This is a genomic window from Rhodococcus sp. BP22 (assembly GCF_014281965.1).
Lineage (GTDB): Bacteria > Actinomycetota > Actinomycetes > Mycobacteriales > Mycobacteriaceae > Rhodococcoides.
In genome coordinates this window covers 109,611-128,202 of sequence record NZ_JACFTB010000009.1, presented here as the reverse complement: position 1 = coordinate 128,202, position 18,592 = coordinate 109,611, and the positions used below count along the sequence as shown (strand labels likewise).

The window sequence follows — 18,592 nt, the reverse complement described above, 5'->3', positions numbered from 1 at the left end:
CACCTGTAATGCAGTTGGGGTGATTCGAAGAACTTGTGTCCAGAGACCGAAGCTGAGATGCGTTTCCGGTGACAGAGTTCCTGTGAGCTGCAGACCCGGCTAGGCTCCGGATATGGCGGAATGGACGTTTTTTACCAACCACGCCCACGCGCTGTTCTGTATCGCTCGTGACCCGGACATTCGGGTACGCGATGTGGCCCAGAACGTCGGCATCACCGAGCGAGCAGCCCAGGGCATAGTCAGTGACTTGGTGGATGCCGGCTACCTCGACCGGATCCGGGACGGTAGGCGCAACTCCTACCGTGTCCGTGATGATCGTCCGATGCGACATCCCGTCGAACGCGGACACAACATCGGAGAGATATTGAACGTGCTCCTCAGCCCGTCGGGAACCGATGTGCCTGCCACGGCCGAGTCCCCGTCTTCATGACACGCAGCGGGGTGCCACCGCGAGGTCAGCGCGCGTAGTACTCCCGCATCGGTTCTTCCGCCAGCACTTCGCCGTCGGAGACGATGGTCAGCGAGGACCCATCGAGTCGATACTGGGTTCCGTCGGCGGGATTGGTGGCGACGAATCCACCGGCAGAGGGCCTCGGGTCGTCGAGTTCGATCCCGGCGGCGTCGGTGATTCGAACGCCCTTGTAGTAGTACCGTCCGACGCCGGTTTCGCACACCACGATTTTGGAATCGGTGGTGCGTCCGATGGCGACGGCGAGGTTGTCGGCGTTGCATCGGGGGCCGGAAGAACCGAGGAAGCCTTGGCTGTCCGCGCCGGATACAGGGATCGACCGAGCGCGGGTGGGTACGGCCGGAGCGGACGTCGGGACGACCGCTGTCGGCGGCTCTGCCGCCACGTTCGGTGCGCTCTGGAAAATCGGAGCCGACGCCGATGGTACTGCAGCCGTGTTGGATTCGGTATTCGGCGCGAGTGTCAGCCAAGCAACAGCTGCGCCGAGTCCGAGTACCAGGACGACGAGGAGGGTGATCGCCACGGGGAGAAACGTCGAGCGGTGCGGCCCCGGTTGAGCGACCGGGTACGGGGCTGCATTCGGTCGAGGTGGTGGGGGAAGAGGTGCCGCTGTGTCCCAGGCCTGCGGTCGGGGATGGACGGCATCGCCAACTTTGGTCTGTCGATATTCACCGACGCTGCCAACTGCCGTGCCGTCGAGCGTGCGATCTACGATCGCGGTGGCCTCGGCGCGGTCCGGCGGAGTAAGGGCAAGATGGGCGGCGCGCGCGAAATCGCCCGTACTGGAGAACCGTTCATCAGGGTCTTTCGCCAGACCGCGGACGACTACCGCATCGAGTGCGCGGGGAAGCCCCGGCCGAGTGAGGCTGGCTCGGGGCGGCGCGGTCATGAGATGCGCTTTGATCAGTTGGCTGACGCTGGTCGAGGGATAAGGCGCTGTTCCGGTGAGGCATTCGTACAGCACGCAGGCCAGTGAGTACGTGTCGGCCTGATGGGTGACCGTATCGGCGTCGAATCGTTCGGGTGCCATGTAGGCGTACGAGCCGATCGCGGTGCCCTGGGTGGTGAGCTGTACGTCCGAACCTGACCGGGCAATACCGAAGTCCACGAGATAAGCGAAGTCGTCCCGAGCAAGGAGAATATTCTCCGGCTTGATGTCGCGGTGAATCAAATTGTCGGCGTGTGCGGCGTCCAACGCTGAGGCGACCTGTGCGACGATCGCGACGGCGCGGCTCGGTGACATCGGACCCTGCGCCCGGAGCGTCGTACGAAGATCGTCACCGGCGACCAACCGCATGTCGATGAAGAGGACGCCGTCGATCTCGCCCCAGTCGTGAATGGGAATGATATGTGGCTCTCGAAGACGCGCTGCAGCTCGCGATTCGCGGCGGAACCGTTCCTGATAAGTCGGATCGTGCGCAAGGTCGGGTGAGAGTAGTTTGAGGGCCACAGTGCGGTCCTTGACCGTGTCGTACGCCTCGTACACCTCACCCATGCCGCCCTTGCCGAGCAACGATTTCAGCTTGTAGGGGCCGAACTGGCTTCCCTCTCGGGATACTGACGCGATCTGATTCATCGAACCTGCTTCGTGTGTGCCGAGAAGAATACAAACGATGATCCAGTCAGGTTTCGCTCGGTAGCGTGGATTCGTTACGTAATAGCCCCTGACGGCTTCCGCGGTGTGCAGTTCTACGAGATGGGTGACCCGAGCTTTCGCTTCATGGTCAACCGGCCAGGTCGCGTCGGAGATAGATAGGAAATGCCAAGGCGCACAGCATGATCGCGGTGACAAGAAGAATTGATAGATCAGCGTAGTTGGCCCCGTTGACGAGGGGGTTGCTACCTGCGAAGTAGTACCAGGGACTGACCTTCGTGAAGCCGGCAAGTGAGTCCGACAGCGGTAGGAAAGCGTTGAGCGCGAAGGCAAGCACGGCAAGCGCCGCCGGGATGGTCGAGGCGAGCCGGCCGTCACCGGTAAGCGCAGCGATCAGTACCGCGACCGCGCCGAACAACATCGCCAACAGTGCGCTGTGCGCGCACGTGCCGAACACGCCGGATGCGTCGATTCCGAGACCGCCGATCACATCCCCGATTATCAATCCGGCTGCGACGCCTAGTGTCGCGAGCAGCACGTGGACTATCATGGCGGCGGTCTTGGCGGCCAGAAAAGCGCTGCGACTCAACGGAAGCGACAAAAGTACCCCAACGGTCTTGGACTGCTCCTCCCCACAGATCGCTTTGGATGCGGAGAGAATCGCAACCGCGATCAATCCTCCGGGCACGACCAGCGAGACCATCTCGGCATTCATCCACCCCGCTGGAGTGGTCATGTCCGCACCAGCGAGTAGCTTGCCGATCGAGTCCGTGAAATTGGCAGGCAGGGCGACCAATGTGTCCTGCAACGGTGGCCACAGCGCCCCCGTGAGGGCACCCATCGCGACCATCGCTGCAGCCACGACACCCACCAGCGTCAACCGGTCTCGTAGGGCGAGCGCCGTCACCGCTCGGATCTGGCGGAGACCGCGCAGTCGTGCTGAACCCGCGGCACCGTGGTCTGAGGTCGTTGTCATCGTGCTCATCCCTTCAGGTCACGGCGGTCGAACGCGACGGCCGCGATCGTCGCCGCAGCGAGGGTAAGTACGGCAAGGACCAGGACGTGCCGTAGATCGACGCCATGACTCAGCGGCTCGCCGGAGACGTAGTAATACCACGGGCTGATTCGCGCCCACGCGTCGAGATGTGCGATCGGAAGCATCGAGTTCGACACCCACGCCGCCACAGCGAGACCGCCTCCGACGCCGGCGGCTATACCGGGATCGCCCGCTACTGCGCCCGCGGCCAGTGTGATCGCCCCGAACAGCAATGCGAGCAGGTACAGATGCAAACACGCCGCCGCAATGTGGCGGGGAGTGAGCTCGTCGACACCGAACAACATTGCCGACAGAACCGCAGCGCCCCCGAACACGATCGTCACCGCAGCAAGCGCGGCGCCCACTCCCAGAGCTTTCTGTGCCAGGATCGACCGTCTGGTGACCGGCTGGGCGGAGAGCAACGCCATCGTCCCGACCTTTTCCTCCCCGGCGGTTGCCGCCGCCGAGGTGATCACCGCATACGCGATCAGGGCCAGCGGGGCGATGAGGTTGAACAGCTCACCGATCGCATAGCCGCCCGGACCAGCCGGGATGAACGCAGTGACTGCATCGGGCATCGCGTTGGTCAGGTCGGTCATCACGTCCTCGAGCCCGGAGCTGATACCGGTCACGAAGAATGCGAAGAGTGCCAGCACGACCCCCAGTGCGGCGACGGGCATCCGGCGGTCGGTCAGTTCGCGAGTGAGGATGTCAGCGGACATCAGAGGGATCCTCCTTCGCGCTGTCTTGCTGTTCGGAGTTGCCCCGGTAGTAGGCCAGGAAAATCTCCTCGAGGTCGGCATCACGGGTGTGTAGATCGACCAGTTCGTGCGCCATCGCCGCCGCCAAGATGCCGTTGATCGGGCCGTCGAATGCCACGGTGGCATGGGTGCCGTCGACGGTGACCTCACGGACGGTGCCTACCTGCGCGAACAGCTCTGGTGACACCGGCTCCGCGAACTCGATGTCGAGTCGCCGGATCGCTTTGGCTTGGAGGTCTGCAATGCGCTCGACTGCTACAAGTCGGCCCTCCCGGATGATGCCGACACGTCCAGCGACGCGTTCGACCTCGGACAGGGTGTGCGAGGACAGGAACACGGTGCGCCCTTCTTCGCGCACCTCGTGCAGCATCGTGTTGAACTCGCGCTGCACCAGGGGGTCCAGTCCTGCGGTCGGCTCGTCGAGAATCAGTAGATCCGGTTTGTGCATGAACGCCTGAATCAACCCGATTTTCTGCCGATTGCCGGTGGAGTAGTCACCGACCTTCTTCGACAGGTCCGCTTGCAGCCGCTCCGCGAGCTGATCGACATACTTCTGGTCGACCCCGCCTCGAAGGCGCGCGAAGTACCGTAGCGTTTCCGCTCCGGTCAGTTTGGGGTAGAGGGCAAGGTCCCCAGGCACGTACCCGATTGCGGACCGGATTTTCAACGAGTCCCGGTGCGAGTCCATCCCGAGGATGTGTGCGCGGCCCGAGGTGGGCCGGATCTGGTCCAGAAGTGTCCGGATCGTGGTCGACTTGCCTGCACCGTTGGGGCCGAGGAATCCGAAAACCTCACCGCGTTCGACCTCGAGGTCGAGATCGCGCACCGCAGTGAATGCGCCGAACTGCTTCGTAAGTCGATCGGTTCTGATCGCAGGCTGCTCGGACATCATTGGCATCGTGTCCCTCGCGGTAGCGGTGGGTGATCGTCGTAATCAACGTCGAGAGCTGCACATCGTCAGTCCGCCGGCGCGGCCGTTCCTTCAGATAGACAGTGTACGAAGAATTCAGTGCCGGGTCGCCGATTCCGATCTTGCTCGTGCGTGAGGTGCCCAGGTGTTTTTCGCTTCCATATCGGGACCAGCCGCCTCGGTCCGCGGCGCATGTAGCCTGAAACTACTCACCATGTAGTAGTTCGGTGCTGATGCGGGAGGATGCCGTGCTCGAAGATGCATTGCCCTTGAGTTCGACTCAAGCCGATATTTGGTATGCGCAACAGCTCATGCCGGACATCCCCTTCACCATCGCCTATTACGTGGACATCACAGGTGAGGTCGATGTGGATGCGTTACTCGACAGTGGATTGCGGGCACACCTCGAATTCTCGTCGTCGAGCATGCGCGTCGTCGACATCGAGGGACGGCCCGCTCAGGTATTCACGACACAGATCCATGACGTCGCGGAGATTGTCGACCTCAGGGCGCACCCGAGCGCATTGAGTTCTGCGCTCCAATGGATAGACGACGATTGTCGATCCCCGCTGCCGATGGATGGGCCACTTGTCCGGTTGCGGCTCTTCCGTCTCACCGATGACCATGTGCTCTGGTACACCCGAGCCCACCACATCGCGCTCGACGGCTTTGCATCGATGAAAGTGCTCGAGCGAGCGGCCGCGATCTACTCTGCCTCCCGAGCCGGGACCGAACCGGAACCCCTCGACCTTTCATCCCCGGCCGCCCTTGTCGAGGAGGACGAACGATATCGAACGTCCTCGCGATTCGAGCGTGATGGACTGTTTTGGGAAACCACGAATGCTGATGCATCAGAATCCATTCCGGTCACTCTGGGCCGGGCGGTGCAGCCCGAACCGTTGTCCATGACGATCGGCGCGGACACCGACGCGCACCGGACGTCCGCGGCCGTTTCATGGTCGGTCGGCGATCGCGCAACATCGAGTGTGGTGATCGCTGCGTTCGCCGCTTTCCTTGCGCGCATGACCGGTTCCGACGACGTCCACTTGTCGTTGCCGGTGTCGGCGAGGACCACGGCATTGCTACGACGTGCCGGATCCTCGGTGTCGAATGTGGTCCCTCTGCGATTGTCCGGAGTCGGATCGGCAACGGTCGACAGCGTCGTCAAATCGACAGAAGTGGCATTGAGCGGAGTATTGCGGCACCAGCGCAGCAGACCCACCGCATCCGTGAGCGGATCTCCGCTTCGCGTCGGCCAATTCGGGCCCACCATCAACGTGATGATGTTCGCCAACAACATTACCGTCGGTGATCTGGACGGACAGATCCACATCGTGACGACGGGTCCGGTCGCCGATCTTGCGGTCAATATCTATCCGAGTAGAACTGCCACGCAACCGCGTATCGACTTCGAGGCGAACCCGGCCGTGTACACAACCGGTGATCTGTCCCGGTATCACTGCCGCTTCTTACATTTTCTCGACGGCTTCACCGAACCTGGTTGCGGAGACACCGCTGTGGCGGATCTCGAGCTCTTCTTTCCCGAAGAAACGCGAAGCTCGCCCGCGTCCGTCGGCGTAGACGCCGAGGGTTCGACTTCGGTGATCGAAGTGTTCGACGAGGCGGTCCGTCGCTACGGCGATCGGATTGCCGTCCGCGACAACGGCGTCGTCACGTATGCCGAATTGTCCATGCAGGTCGATCGCCTCACCAGCGCATTGATCGAATGCGGGGTCGGCCCCGAGGACATGGTTGTGGTGCGGGCGTCTCGGTCGATTGCCGCAGTCGCGGCGTTCTGGGCAGTAGCGCGAGTGGGCGCGGTGTACGTCCCCATCGACCCGAACTATCCGCAGCAACGCGCTGAGTTCATCCTCCGCGACTGCTCTGCAAGGGTTGGCCTGTGCACATCGGAGCACCTAGGAAGCGAACTGGGGGAGGTGCAATGGATAGACATCGACAACCCCTCCCAACCGACACACTCCGACGCTGTTGTCGTATCGGCCGAGTACAGGGCACATAGCGCCGCATATCTCATCTACACTTCTGGCTCGACCGGCAAGCCGAAGGGAGTGATTGTCACTCACGACGGAATCGGTGCACTCACACAACACATTCGAGCCAATTACCACCTCGACTTCTCATCGCGCATCTGTCATCTGGCCTCACCGGGGTTCGACACTGCAATCGTCGAAATGCTGGCGGGCGCGATCTCCGGCGCGACGGTCGTGATCGCGCCGTCCGGTGTGTATGGCGGACTCGAACTCGCTGAACTACTTTCACGCGAATCGATCACCCATTTGTTGATCACCCCTTCGGCTCTGACCACACTCGATTCATCAGAACTGAACGGCATCGAGACCATCATCATCGGTGGTGAGGCTGCCCAGCGAGACATCGTCGACCGCTGGTCCCAGAACCGTCGCTTGCTCAATGCCTACGGGCCGACCGAAACGACATGCAGTGTCACCATGACCGACCCGCTGCATGCAGACGAGTCGATCGGGATCGGCGCGGCCATGACGGGAGCGAAGATCTACCTCCTCGATCGCGCCCTGCACCCGGTGCCTGGCGGTGCCACCGGAGAGATCTACATCGAGACACGTGGGCTGGCCCGCGGATACCTCGGCCGCAGTGCCGACACCGCGACGCGGTTCCTCGCAAACCCGTTCGGCAGTAATGGTTCACGCCTCTTCCGTAGCGGCGACCTGGCACGCCACCTGGCGGACGGAAACCTCGAATTTCTCGGCAGAACAGACGATCAGATCAAGATCAGAGGAAACAGGGTCGAACTCGGAGAAATCGATGCGGTGCTGCGCGCGCATCCACAGGTCACCGCAGCTTCCTCGACCGTGCGTTACGGTCCCGATGGTGGGCTACGGATCGACGGATACATCGTGCCCATCGAGCAGGCCGTCGATATACAGCAGATTCGACTGGATATATCGCAGCGGTTGCCCGCCCACATGATTCCGTCGACAATCACGATTCTCGACGCGATCCCGCTGACGGTCAACAAGAAACTCGACCGCGCAGCACTCCCCGTGCCGGCGCCGAAGATTCAGCCGAAGGTACGCGGCGTCGAACCATCGGGTTCCACCGAAGTTGCGATCGCAGCAGCGTATTCGCGCATTCTCGGCGCCGACTACGTCGATGTCGAGACGTCCTTCTTCGACCTGGGTGGCGATTCGCTGGCGGCCACCAGAGTTCTCGCGCTGGTTCGTGCTGATACCACCGTGGAAGTCGGCGTGCGAGACCTCACCGATGCCCCTTCGGTCCGTGCTCTGTCTGCGCTGGTGGAAGCCCGGTCCACCGACCAGGGTTCGGCCTACCCATCCGGTCCTGAGCGGGGCCTGGCGGACACTGCGGCGTACATCCCTCTCGCTCCGCAGCAGCGCCACATCGATCGAGGCGCACGCCTTCCGTTGTACAACTTGCCGTTCACCATCGAAATCACGGGCTCGTTCGACGCCGATGCGGCGCAAGCAGCGCTCGCAGATCTGGCGGTCCGCCATCGAAGCCTGAGGACGGTGTATCCGGATTCGACTTGGGGCCCAGCACAAGTCATCGAACGGACTTCTCTTCTCGACGGACCGGTGTTCGGTAAGACTGCATTCGATGCTGGCGCAATAGATGCGCTATTGGCAGAACCATTTGATGTTCGGTCCGAGCGTCCCATCCGGGCGCAGCTGTTCTCGGTCTCTTCCGATCATCATCTGCTCGCGTGCGTGGTGCATCATATTGCCGCAGATGGATGGTCACTGGGTGTGTTGGCGTCGGACTTCGTTCGCGCATACAACGCGCGGGCCGCCGGCAAGACCGCTGAATGGACAGAACTGCCGCTGGAGTACTCCGACTTCAGCGTATGGGCCGCAGCTCGGTCCACCGCCGCCGATATGGAGTTCTGGCGCAAGGAGTTGCGTGGAGCACCACTCGATATCGGCTTGCCCCTGGACCGGCCGAGGCCACACCAGTGGGACTTCTCCGGTGCTCGAGTTTCGCTGGAACTCGACTCAGCTGTCGTGGACGGGCTGGACGGTATCGGTCACCGCGCCCGGACAGGGCGATTCACCGTACTTCGGTCAGCACTGCTGGTCCTTCTGGCGCGGCTCAGCACGACTGCCGATATCGTCATCGGCACTCCTGTTGCAGCTCGAGACGATCCGAGGTTCGAGCAACTCGTGGGCATGTTCACCAATACGGTTGCCATCCGCACGAATATCGCGTCCGCGCGAACGTTCGACGATGTCCTTGCCCTGGCACGTACCAGCGAACTGAGAGCACTCGACCACGCAACTGCCCCGTTCGTCGACGTCGCGGGTGATCTCGTCGAGGACCCCGTCGATTCTCTGCATCCACTCTTTCAAGTCGCCTTGTCCCTGGATGTCTTCACCACCTCGAAGTTCGACGTCGGCGACGCCCATTTCGAGGTAACTCCACGTCCGCTGGATATCGCCAAATGCGATATGCACGTCCATATCACCGAACGCCGGGACGAAGCGGGGCTTGTTATCGCGGTCGGGGTGGACATCGTCTATCCGACGGCATTGTTCGACGGGACGACGGTCGCCGAGTTCGGCCAGTCGTACGAGCAGATCGTGCGGGATATCGTCGCCGATCCGACTACGAGTTGGAACGGCGTACCCGACTGAAGCACAAAGCCATTCGTGAAACGTCCGCACCGGTCCGAAATCGATCCGCAGTGCGGTGGGAACTACTACATAACGTGTAGTATAAACGTGGTGGGGCAAGCACACCCGTGACCGGAAGTAGGAAAAAAGTGTCGACGATCAACGGCCTACCAGCCCACATTCTGTTGATTCATCTCATCGTTGTCCTCGCGCCACTGACTGCACTTCTTGCCGTCGCGGCCAGTGTGTGGGCAGGAGTGCGTCGAAGATTTGTGTGGCTCATCGCGGCTTTGTCGGTGTTGATTCTGGTGATGACACCACTCACCACAGATGCTGGGGAATGGCTGGAAAAGCGCGTTCCGAGTTCGGCATCCGTAGAGACGCATGCCGAACTCGGCGATACCATGCTCTACTTCGCAATCGCTGCTGTCGTGGTTGCAGCACTGCTGGTACTCCTGCAACTCCGTGAACGTAGCGAGAAGCCGCCGGTGCGGTGGCTATCGGTTGCCGTCGCGATTGTGGCCGTCCTCGTCGGGGTGGCAACGATCGTCCAGGTGTATCGCATCGGGGACTCCGGTGCGCGTGCGGCGTGGGATGACACCGTCACTTCCGCCCCCGCGGAGGACGGCCCGAGCAGGTGACGGGAAGCCGACGGCGAGAACTAAGATCCCGCCTCCGGCCAAAGCTATTGGAAGACAGACGAAGGCGTTTCTCCGGCCTCCGGCACGATGACGTCCTGCGCCACGTCGAACAGCGCTATCGAGATCGACGCGCATGCGGCTATCACCACAAGGCCTGCGATGAGGACGGCGTAACGCTGGCGCTCCGGCGGGGGCTCGGTCAAAGCGCGCACTCGCCGGACGACATCGCCACCGGTACTTGCAAGTTTCCGAGACTGCGCATCCCTCTCGAGATGCGTGCGTAGCAAAGCCGTTCGCGCGAGCGCAGACACAGTCACATTCCGGCCGAAGGTTGCAGAGTACTCATCTGCTTGACGTTCCGCAGCATGTCTTACCCGAACTACCAACGGGCGCAGCACCGGATCGAATTGGGCCGCGATCTCGCACATCTGAATCCATAGCGCATGGCGAAATCGCAGATGCGCACGTTCATGTTCGATGACCGCACGCAACTCGGCATCGGACAGTACTTCGGCGAGCCCCGTCGTAACGACGACGGCACCGCCACCCGATGGCACGGCAAAAGCGTCGGGCTCAGCGGAGTCGACGAGAACTGTTCCCCCTGGCGTGCTCGCTTCGACTCCGAAACGCGACGCCATGGAAGAACTGACTGCAACCCGTCGAAGATGGCGTGACACCTCGATGGATCGCCAGAGTATCCACCCGAGGAGTGCGACACCCAGCACGATCATGAAGGGATTGGGCGAAGAAACCAGGACTGCAGCCACTGCCACCATCGAGGCGACAATCGAGAACGCGATGACAACGGCGAGAATTGGAAACAGCACTACTGCAGTCGACGGAGTGAATCGGTGATCGATGCGTTCGATGTTCTTGCGCATCATCAGCGACACCACCCAGGGGAGTGCGGCGACGAAAACGAGTAGCGTCACTGCCCGCGCTCATCCAGATCGTCTGCACCCGGTGAGAGCAGACTGCGCAGCGTTGCTTCGTCCTCGGGGTCCAAGGCTGCAACGAAACTTGCCAGCACATCCGCACGCTTGTCCCGCTCACCGAGTTCGGTTCTCATACGCATCGCGGCACGAAGCGCGGGAATCTCGTCAACCGGCGCTGTGAGGGTGTAGACGAAGGATCGTCCTCGGCGTTCCCGCTCGACCAGCCCTTTTCCATGGAGCCGAACCAGCGCAGTCATCACGGTGGTGTGGGCGAGTTCGGCGTCCAGATGTGCGCGGGCCTCTGACACGGACAGCTCTCGATGCTCACCGAGTAACTGCACGATGGACTCTTCCAGCTGACCGGACGCTCGACGCACAGGTTCCACCTCACTCACTGATATGCCTCAAGGATAGGCCACTATCGCGCCACCGGACTGATGTGCCGGGGCAGGGTGGGTTCGTCCGCGGTCGCAGTGTCGAGTCGGTGTAGCGCGTAGCCGCCGAGGGTGACCGTTGCGTGCACGGCGGACGTCGATGATGAGAGGAGCACGGTTTCAGCGTGCAGAAGTGCTCCTGAAGAATCGCTGAAAGCGAATCTCCGGGCACCTCTTGGTTCTGGTGTAATTCATCGGACGTACAGAGATGGAGTTGTCGATGCGGGTACTGGTGGTCGAGGACGAAGTGCGTTTGGCGGAGATGGTGCGGCGCGGTCTGGTGGCCGAGGGGTTCACTGTCGAGGTCGAGCACGACGGTGACGACGGGTTCCACACCGCGGTCTCCGGCGAATTCGACGCTCTCGTGCTCGACATCATGTTGCCGGGCAAGCATGGCTACGACATCGTGCGGGATCTGCGGGCGCAGGGTGTGTGGACGCCGATCCTGATGCTTTCGGCGAAGGACGGTGAATACGATCTGGCCGATGCGTTCGATCTCGGTGCCGATGACTATCTGATCAAACCGTTTTCGTTCGTGGTGTTGGTGGCCAGGTTGCGGGCTCTGGTGCGGCGAGGTGCTCCGGAGCGTCCTGCAGTGTTGACCGTCGGCGATTTGGAGTTGGATCCGGCGCGGCACCGCGTCATGCGGGCGGGATCGGAACTATCGCTCACCCCACGCGAGTACAGCGTGCTCGAGTTTCTGATGCGGCGCAGTGGGGTTGTGGTCACCAAGTCCGAGATCGTCCGGTCGGTGTGGGATGCGCACTACGACGGGGACGAGAACATCGTCGAGGTTTATATCGGCTACCTCCGTAAGAAGGTGGATCAGCCGTTCGGACGCAAGAGTATCGAGACGATACGCGGGGTCGGATACCGACTCGCAACAGGTTCCAGCGACTGAGAGATGTGCTCCGCGGGTCAGCGCACGCTCGACGTGATCGACGCAGTCTGCACATCTGCTCGGGTCGTTATGGAGAAGTCGGCGGAGGCCCAGCGCTCAACTCCGGCCACAGCACTGCGATGAGCCGGATCCGGCTGAAACACTGAGGTATAGGCGAGTGGTACTCCGTCGGCTCCAGCGTGTCCAGATATCCAGGTCGGAGCAGGTGCGCCGGCAGAACCGGCAGTGTCCCGATCGACGTGACACTGCCGTCCGATTGTGCTGTCGCCGAGTCGTGTCGGGTCAGATCGGGTTGGGTGTCCGGGGGTGGGCTCGCGTAACGCCAGTTCTCGTAGAGGTTCAGGGCCGGGGCACCGCCGTGGTCACCGATCCACGACGAGGTCTTGTCGCTCCACGTCGCGTGGCCCGGTGCCATCAGCGCCCGTACATACGACACCGACACAAGCGAGAGTACGACCAACGCAGAGACCGCGAGCATCTTCCAGATCGTCACCTCACGCCGCTCGTTTCGAGATCAGACTCCCCGGACACTCGTCAGTCGATCCGGCTGAGTTCCGTGGGTGTCGAGAAACGGACATATTCGGCCTTCGCAACATTAAGCTGACGAAACGCAGATCATGAGGAGGTCCCATGACGCAGCTTGGTCCAGATGAACAGACCGGTCGCCAGTCCGATGTGGACGGGTTCGAAGAGGTCGATCAGCAGTCGGCCGGTGAACGCGCCGAAGAGGTGAAGCCGGGCCGGCGGAAGCGTCAATGGATCGGACTCGCGGCCGGCGTACTGCTGGCCGTGGTCGTCTACGCGATCATGCCGTCAGATGTCGATCATGCTGCGCGGTTGACCGCCGGGACAGCGGTTCTGATGGGTATCTGGTGGATGACGGAGGCCATCCCGATTCCCGCAACTGCGCTGTTGCCCCTCATAATTTTCCCGATCTTCGATCCCGACGTCGCCGTCAACGACGTGGGAGCGTCATATGGCAACAACATCATTTTCTTGTTCATGGGTGGCTTCCTACTGGCGCTTGCGATGCAACGGTGGAACCTTCACCGTCGGATTGCATTGCTGACTGTCAACGCCATGGGCACCAAGCCGACGATGGTGATCGCCGGATTCATGATCGCGACGGGTTTTCTGTCTATGTGGGTCTCGAATACCGCCACTGCGGTCATGATGATCCCCATTGGTGTCTCGGTTCTGGTTCTGGTGCTCGACATCGGAAAGAAGGCGGGGGTGGAGCACGCCACCGAAGACGCTGGCACGGACCCTTCCGCGCAGGCACATTCGGCGTCGACCGATGACCTGCCGACCGACGTGACGGTCACGGAGGCGGTGATCAAAAGCAATTTCGGGACCGCCCTGATGTTGGGCATCGCCTACGCCGCTTCGATCGGCTCTTTGGGGACGATCATCGGTACACCCCCTAATACCTTGCTCGTGGGTTATTTGGAGGGCGAGGGGATCACCATCGGATTCTTCGAATGGATGGTTGCCGGAGTTCCACTCGCCGTCGTTTTACTGGTAGTCGCGTGGTTTTTGCTCACCCACGTCTTGTTCAAGCCCGAGATCGACGACATCCCCGGCGGTAAGGGCCTCATCAGGGGAGAACTCGATGCTCTGGGGAAGATGTCACAGGGTGAGATCCGGGTGGCTGTCATCTTCTGTCTAGCGGCTACATCCTGGGTCGCGGTTCCGCTGATCTTCGATGACCCACCGATCTCCGATACCGGCATCGCCATGACCGCGGCCATTGCGTTGTTCTTACTCCCTAGCGGAGGTAAGGCCGGAGTGCGACTTATCGATTGGGACACGGCAATCAAACTGCCGTGGGGGGTATTGCTGCTGTTCGGCGGTGGACTCGCCCTATCGGCTCAGTTTCAGTCCAGCGGACTGACCGATTGGATCGGTAGCGTGGCAGCGGGTCTCGACACGATCCCCGTGATCCTGTTGGTCGTCGTGACAACGACCGCGACCATCTTCCTGACCGAGCTCACCAGCAATACTGCGACAGCGGCAACATTTCTTCCGTTGGCAGGCGGTGTGGCGATGGGCATGGATCTCGATGTGCTGCTTCTGACGATTCCGGTCGCGCTCGCGGCAACATGCGCGTTCATGCTGCCGGTGGCGACACCACCGAACGCCGTCTCGTACGCGAGTGGCTACATCACGATCGGTCAGATGATGCGAGGTGGCCTATGGCTCAACCTCATCGCGATAGCTCTCATCACCGTCGCCAGCTATACCGTCTTTGCCTGGTCGTTGGGAATCGCGTCGTGACGACCTGCTCGGTCTGAAATGGCATGCTGGGATTTCGTCAGAGAATCAGCTCTGTCAGAGACACACGTTCGATACGACGAAAAGGTATGAGTGATGTCAGGGGACTCGGCACACCGACTCGAGCGGTGGCAACGATATTGGAACAAGCAATCGGCCAATTACGACAAACATATGACATTCCTCGATCGTGTTCTTTTCCGAGACACCAGAGCGTGGATATGCGCCCGAGCCGAAGGTCGGGTGCTCGAGATTGCCGTCGGTACCGGCCTCAATCTGGACCACTACCCACCTGGCGTCGAATTGACCGGCATCGAACTCAGCCCGGAGATGCTTGCTCGCGCAGGCAGCAAGTCCAAGGAAGCCATGCCTGGAGTGCAACTGATGCTCGGTGACGCGCAGGCCCTGACCTTCGACGACGCGTCCTTCGATACGGTCGTCTGCACGTTCTCCCTCTGCGCAATACCTGATCCCGATGCGGCACTGGCGGAGATGACGCGAGTCCTTCGACCCGGAGGGACATTACTGCTGGCCGACCATGTGTCTTCGTCCATTCGGGTCGTTCGATGGCTTCAACGAGTCATCGAGTTGATCAGCGTCCCGATCGGGGGTGAGCACTTCCTCCGACGACCCTCCGTCTCCGTCAGCCGCAACCGAAACTTCACCATCGAGGAAATAGACCGGTTCACGCTCGGTCTGGTCGAACGATTGCGGGCACAACGGATATGAGTGCCGACGTCGTAGCGAGGGCACGCATCGAACTTACGGCCATCCACCGTATTACCTGAACATCTCGGGTCGGTTCGCATACTCTGACCTGACAATTAGTGCTCCCACGTGATAGCGAACGTGCACTCTGAAAGGCTAGGTCGCATCAGTGCTGATCATAGGAATTATTCTCTTCGGTCTTCTGATAGGCGCCGGCGCGCAGTTGATCTTGGGAAGGTCCAAGACCGGCATGGACTGGACGCTGGCGTTCACCGCCGGCATTGTGGGCTCCTTCGTAGGTGGCTTGGTGGTGAGTTTGATTGCCGGCGACGGAATATCGCTGAGGCCGAGCGGAATCATCGGATCACTGCTTGGAGCATTGCTCGTCACGGCATTGTGGCAGCGGTTCAGCCCGGCGAGATCGAACTCGCAGTAGCGCGAAAAGAGTCGAGCGACGCGTCAGGCTCCGCGAAACTGTCCTGGCCTCTTCTCGACGAACGCGGTGATGGCCTCTTGGTGGTCTTCGGTGTGATGAGCTATGGCCTGCATGGCCGCTGATAGCTGCAGCAGCGACTCGAGCGACTGGTGCTCGGACTCCCGCAACAGTTGCTTTGTCATTCGCACCGAATGCGGTGGGTTCTTGGCCACGCGTGCGGCCAACTCCGTTGCCTTCTCCAGAAGCTCCTCTGGTTCGACCACATAGTTGACCAGTCCCCATTCGAGGGCGGTCGCCGCAGGCACTCGGTCACCGGTCATTGCCATCTCCGCCGTTCGTGCCCGACCGATTGTCTTCGTCAACAGCCATGCGCCACCGTCACCGGGGATGATGCCGAGCTGTACGAAGCTCTCCGCAAAGAATGCATTGGTGGAGGCGATGCGCATGTCGCACATCAACGCCAGATCGCACCCTGCACCGACGGCGGGTCCGTTGACAGCCGCGATAACCGGTACCTCGCAGTGGTAGAGCGCCATCGGGATGCGTTGGATGCCGGAGCGGTAGCCGTTGAAAATGGTGTGCGGGCTGCCCCCGAACATGCTTGTGCGCTCGACCATGTCTTTGACATTGCCGCCAGCAGAAAACGCGGTGCCCGCGCCGGTGAGCACGATGGCTCTGACGTCAGGGTCTGCGTTGACCGCGGCGACACGTTCGCACAGGGCATCGATCATCGATGTATCGGAGATGGCGTTCCGAACCTCGGGCATGTTCAACGTCCACGTCTCGACGTGGTCGGAGCGGCTGACGAGCAGGGGAGACGAGGCGGGCATGTGGGTTTCCGTTCGGTGAGGGTGTGTCCAGGCGACACGGAGTGATGTTTCGATCTCTACCAAAGTGTGGCGAAGACGGGAAGGCCCATGCAAGCCAGCGCCCCTTCGACCGCTCGAGCACCGATTGCGTCGTATTCGAAGGGGTATAAACGAGGGATGCCATCGATTGACACATCCGCGCCGCCCACCACTCCGCTACGTACTGCAGCCCGATTCGCGTTGTCCGGTGCGCTGGTATTCGCCGGATTGAGCCACCTCTTCTGGGCGCGCGAGGATTTCCAAGCTCAGGTCCCACGATCTATTCCCCTCGATCCCGACGGCGTCGTCATGGCTTCCGGTGGTGTCGAGATAATGCTCGGCGTCGGGCTTGCAGTGCTGCCGCGCGATCGGGTTCGGATAGGCAGGCTCCTTGCGGCCTTCTTCGTTGCAGTGTTCCCCGGAAACCTCGCTCAGTACCGCAACAAGCGGGACGCATTCGGCTTGGACACCGATCGGCGACGGTTCATCAGACTGCTGTTTCAGCCGGTTCTTGCGGCTTGGGCTCTGTGGTCCACCGCCGTCCCCAAGCGTAGGTAGTCCCTACCGCCCTGTCGTCGGTGACGCTGTTGTGTCCAACCCTTGTTCAACCAGGAAATGTGGCTTCGGGTCGTCGTACGAACTTCGGACAGGAATGTTCCGAAACTACCTTCAACGCACACTAGAACGTGTTCTCATTGGGTCTCCAGCACTCGACAGGAGCATCTAGTGACGCGTGACGACGTCGCGGAAATCGAACAACTGAAATATCGGTACCTTCGGACCCTCGACTGCCGCAGGTGGGACGAATTCGCAGAGACCCTCACCGAGGATGTCGTTGCCGAATACGGTGAACACCTGCGGTTTACCTCACGCGATGATGTCCTTGCTTTCATGCGCTCGGCGATGGTGCCGGGACTCATTACCGAGCATCGCGTGGACCACCCTGAGATCCTCGTCGAGGGGAACAGTGCCAGCGGGGTCTGGTACCTGTCCGACATGGTCATGCATCCCAAGTATGGCGCCATACTCAGAGGTGCAGCCTTCTACGACGACCGCTATCAGCGGGGCGACGACGGTCGTTGGCGCATAGCGCACACCGGATACACCCGAACCTACGAATTCACACACGAGCTCACAAGTCTGCCCGGATTTCGGATGACGGCAGATCCATGGCAGGACGGAAGGACACAGTTGTGACCGAAAACCTCACCGGCAAGGTCGCTTTGATCACCGGCGGCGGCCAGGGCATCGGACGGGGCGTCGCGCTGGAGTTCGCGCGCGCGGGGGCTAAGTGCTTCCTCGTCGGCCGTACACGCTCGAAACTCGAGGCTGTAGCCGAAGAGATTGCTCAGGTGACCTCGGCAGCAGACGTCGCAGTCTACGAGGTGGACATCGCCTCGGACGGTGCCTGCGAGGCTGCTGTGAGCGCAGCATTGGAGACCTTCGGGGGCGTCGACATTCTGGTCAACAACGCGAACTCCGCCTTCCCGGTACCCCTCGACGAATCCGGCGACGACTTTTTCGACTACGCCCTGAGAACAGGACCACGTGCGGTACTGCGTCTGATGCGAGCCGTCCACCCATCGATGGTCGAGCGGGGTGGGGGAGTCATAATCACGATGATCACTTCGTCTGCAGTTCGTTGGGACACATCAGGATTCGGGGTCTACGCCGCCACCAAGGAAGCCATGCGGGTGCTGACTCGGACCGCCTCCAGTGAATGGGGACATGAAGGAATCCGTGCGCATTGCGTTGCCCCGCATGCACTTACGCCAGCACTCGAGTGGTGGATCGAAAACAATCCGGAGGAAGCCGAAGAGTTCGTTCGGACGATCCCAATGGGGCGTATCGGCGATCCTGAACGCGACATCGGTCAAGCAGTTGCCTTTTTGGCCTCGGATTCCTCACGCTATCTGAGCGGCGCTGTCATCCCGTTGGACGGCGGTCAGTCCCGCTGGTGACGCCAGTGTTCAACCTACGTTGAGCCCGCCGCCTTGAAACGCAAAGGCCCGCACCC

The 18,592-nt window shown here is 61.3% G+C and carries 18 protein-coding genes; 10 read left to right on the top strand and 8 right to left on the bottom strand.

The window, feature by feature from the left end:
• Positions 1 to 112 precede the first annotated feature (112 nt).
• Complete coding sequence (locus H2510_RS18865) at positions 113 to 430, top strand: winged helix-turn-helix domain-containing protein (protein ID WP_186629810.1); 318 nt, start codon at positions 113 to 115, stop codon at positions 428 to 430.
• A 25-nt stretch (positions 431 to 455) separates the two neighbouring features.
• Here H2510_RS18865 and H2510_RS18860 read toward each other — a convergent pair whose 3' ends face one another.
• From H2510_RS18860 to H2510_RS18845, 4 genes are all read right to left on the bottom strand, one after another.
• Complete coding sequence (locus tag H2510_RS18860; RefSeq protein ID WP_222438915.1) at positions 456 to 2,045, bottom strand: serine/threonine-protein kinase; 1,590 nt, start codon at positions 2,043 to 2,045, stop codon at positions 456 to 458.
• Positions 2,046 to 2,193: 148 nt separating this feature from the next.
• Positions 2,194 to 3,039, bottom strand: coding sequence for an ABC transporter permease subunit (locus H2510_RS18855; protein ID WP_186629809.1), 846 nt, complete (start codon positions 3,037 to 3,039; stop codon positions 2,194 to 2,196).
• Between the two features lie 5 nt (positions 3,040 to 3,044).
• Complete coding sequence (locus H2510_RS18850) at positions 3,045 to 3,821, bottom strand: ABC transporter permease subunit (RefSeq protein ID WP_186629808.1); 777 nt, start codon at positions 3,819 to 3,821, stop codon at positions 3,045 to 3,047.
• Positions 3,811 to 4,752 carry an ABC transporter ATP-binding protein gene (locus tag H2510_RS18845; protein ID WP_261393047.1) on the bottom strand — a complete coding sequence of 314 codons (942 nt, stop codon included), beginning with the start codon at positions 4,750 to 4,752 and terminating at the stop codon, positions 3,811 to 3,813. The genes H2510_RS18850 and H2510_RS18845 overlap by 11 nt, the downstream gene beginning before the upstream one ends.
• Positions 4,753 to 5,018: 266 nt before the next feature.
• Here H2510_RS18845 and H2510_RS18840 point away from each other — a divergent pair, with 266 nt between their 5' ends.
• Complete coding sequence (locus tag H2510_RS18840) at positions 5,019 to 9,419, top strand: non-ribosomal peptide synthetase (RefSeq protein ID WP_186629807.1); 4,401 nt, start codon at positions 5,019 to 5,021, stop codon at positions 9,417 to 9,419.
• A 128-nt stretch (positions 9,420 to 9,547) separates the two neighbouring features.
• Positions 9,548 to 10,039, top strand: coding sequence for a DUF2231 domain-containing protein (locus H2510_RS18835; protein ID WP_186629806.1), 492 nt, complete (start codon positions 9,548 to 9,550; stop codon positions 10,037 to 10,039).
• A 44-nt stretch (positions 10,040 to 10,083) separates the two neighbouring features.
• Here the strand turns inward: H2510_RS18835 and H2510_RS18830 are convergent, their stop codons facing one another.
• Both H2510_RS18830 and H2510_RS18825 read right to left on the bottom strand, forming a co-directional pair.
• Complete coding sequence (locus H2510_RS18830) at positions 10,084 to 10,971, bottom strand: M56 family metallopeptidase (protein ID WP_186629805.1); 888 nt, start codon at positions 10,969 to 10,971, stop codon at positions 10,084 to 10,086.
• Positions 10,968 to 11,369 (bottom strand): BlaI/MecI/CopY family transcriptional regulator, encoded by a 402-nt coding sequence (locus H2510_RS18825; RefSeq protein ID WP_315901438.1) that lies wholly within the window; start codon positions 11,367 to 11,369, stop codon positions 10,968 to 10,970. The genes H2510_RS18830 and H2510_RS18825 overlap by 4 nt, the downstream gene beginning before the upstream one ends.
• Positions 11,370 to 11,628: 259 nt before the next feature.
• Here H2510_RS18825 and H2510_RS18820 point away from each other — a divergent pair, with 259 nt between their 5' ends.
• Complete coding sequence (locus tag H2510_RS18820) at positions 11,629 to 12,309, top strand: response regulator transcription factor (protein ID WP_186629804.1); 681 nt, start codon at positions 11,629 to 11,631, stop codon at positions 12,307 to 12,309.
• Between the two features lie 67 nt (positions 12,310 to 12,376).
• On the opposite strand, the gene H2510_RS18815 is transcribed toward H2510_RS18820, so the two are convergent.
• Positions 12,377 to 12,802, bottom strand: a complete 426-nt coding sequence (locus tag H2510_RS18815) for a hypothetical protein (protein ID WP_186629803.1) — start codon at positions 12,800 to 12,802, stop codon at positions 12,377 to 12,379.
• 137 nt (positions 12,803 to 12,939) lie between these two features.
• Here H2510_RS18815 and H2510_RS18810 point away from each other — a divergent pair, with 137 nt between their 5' ends.
• The 3 genes from H2510_RS18810 to H2510_RS18800 all read left to right on the top strand — a co-directional run bounded on the left by H2510_RS18810 (position 12,940) and on the right by H2510_RS18800 (position 15,727).
• Positions 12,940 to 14,586 carry a DASS family sodium-coupled anion symporter gene (locus H2510_RS18810; RefSeq protein ID WP_186629802.1) on the top strand — a complete coding sequence of 549 codons (1,647 nt, stop codon included), beginning with the start codon at positions 12,940 to 12,942 and terminating at the stop codon, positions 14,584 to 14,586.
• Between the two features lie 93 nt (positions 14,587 to 14,679).
• A complete protein-coding gene (locus H2510_RS18805; protein WP_186629801.1) occupies positions 14,680 to 15,312 on the top strand; it encodes a class I SAM-dependent methyltransferase in 633 nt (210 codons plus the stop codon).
• Between the two features lie 148 nt (positions 15,313 to 15,460).
• Entirely contained in the window at positions 15,461 to 15,727 is a 267-nt protein-coding gene (locus H2510_RS18800; RefSeq protein WP_186629800.1) for a GlsB/YeaQ/YmgE family stress response membrane protein, read from the top strand.
• 23 nt (positions 15,728 to 15,750) lie between these two features.
• Here the strand turns inward: H2510_RS18800 and H2510_RS18795 are convergent, their stop codons facing one another.
• The gene (locus H2510_RS18795; protein ID WP_186629799.1) at positions 15,751 to 16,557 is read right to left on the bottom strand and encodes a crotonase/enoyl-CoA hydratase family protein; all 807 of its coding nucleotides are present in this window, start codon (positions 16,555 to 16,557) and stop codon (positions 15,751 to 15,753) included.
• Positions 16,558 to 16,713: 156 nt separating this feature from the next.
• Between H2510_RS18795 and H2510_RS18790 the strand changes: the two genes are divergently transcribed.
• The 3 genes from H2510_RS18790 (at position 16,714) to H2510_RS18780 (ending at position 18,536) form a co-directional block, all read left to right on the top strand.
• Positions 16,714 to 17,133 (top strand): hypothetical protein, encoded by a 420-nt coding sequence (locus H2510_RS18790; protein ID WP_186629798.1) that lies wholly within the window; start codon positions 16,714 to 16,716, stop codon positions 17,131 to 17,133.
• A gap of 168 nt (positions 17,134 to 17,301) precedes the next feature.
• Complete coding sequence (locus tag H2510_RS18785; RefSeq protein WP_186629797.1) at positions 17,302 to 17,772, top strand: nuclear transport factor 2 family protein; 471 nt, start codon at positions 17,302 to 17,304, stop codon at positions 17,770 to 17,772.
• Positions 17,745 to 18,536, top strand: coding sequence for an SDR family oxidoreductase (locus H2510_RS18780; protein ID WP_186629796.1), 792 nt, complete (start codon positions 17,745 to 17,747; stop codon positions 18,534 to 18,536). Before H2510_RS18785 ends, H2510_RS18780 begins: the two co-directional genes overlap by 28 nt.
• Positions 18,537 to 18,592: the final 56 nt, after the last annotated feature.

What these genes read in the sequence shown, in the direction of transcription:
- H2510_RS18855 (WP_186629809.1), bottom strand. Translation starts at nt 3,039, where the DNA reads ATGACAACGACCTCAGACCACGGTGCCGCGGGTTCAGCACGACTGCGC.
- H2510_RS18865 (WP_186629810.1), top strand. Translation starts at nt 113, where the DNA reads ATGGCGGAATGGACGTTTTTTACCAACCACGCCCACGCGCTGTTCTGT.
- H2510_RS18845 (WP_261393047.1), bottom strand. Translation starts at nt 4,752, where the DNA reads ATGATGTCCGAGCAGCCTGCGATCAGAACCGATCGACTTACGAAGCAG.
- H2510_RS18820 (WP_186629804.1), top strand. Translation starts at nt 11,629, where the DNA reads ATGCGGGTACTGGTGGTCGAGGACGAAGTGCGTTTGGCGGAGATGGTG.
- H2510_RS18860 (WP_222438915.1), bottom strand. Translation starts at nt 2,045, where the DNA reads ATGAATCAGATCGCGTCAGTATCCCGAGAGGGAAGCCAGTTCGGCCCC.
- H2510_RS18850 (WP_186629808.1), bottom strand. Translation starts at nt 3,821, where the DNA reads ATGTCCGCTGACATCCTCACTCGCGAACTGACCGACCGCCGGATGCCC.
- H2510_RS18795 (WP_186629799.1), bottom strand. Translation starts at nt 16,557, where the DNA reads ATGCCCGCCTCGTCTCCCCTGCTCGTCAGCCGCTCCGACCACGTCGAG.
- H2510_RS18805 (WP_186629801.1), top strand. Translation starts at nt 14,680, where the DNA reads ATGTCAGGGGACTCGGCACACCGACTCGAGCGGTGGCAACGATATTGG.
- H2510_RS18790 (WP_186629798.1), top strand. Translation starts at nt 16,714, where the DNA reads ATGCCATCGATTGACACATCCGCGCCGCCCACCACTCCGCTACGTACT.
- H2510_RS18780 (WP_186629796.1), top strand. Translation starts at nt 17,745, where the DNA reads ATGGCAGGACGGAAGGACACAGTTGTGACCGAAAACCTCACCGGCAAG.
- H2510_RS18810 (WP_186629802.1), top strand. Translation starts at nt 12,940, where the DNA reads ATGACGCAGCTTGGTCCAGATGAACAGACCGGTCGCCAGTCCGATGTG.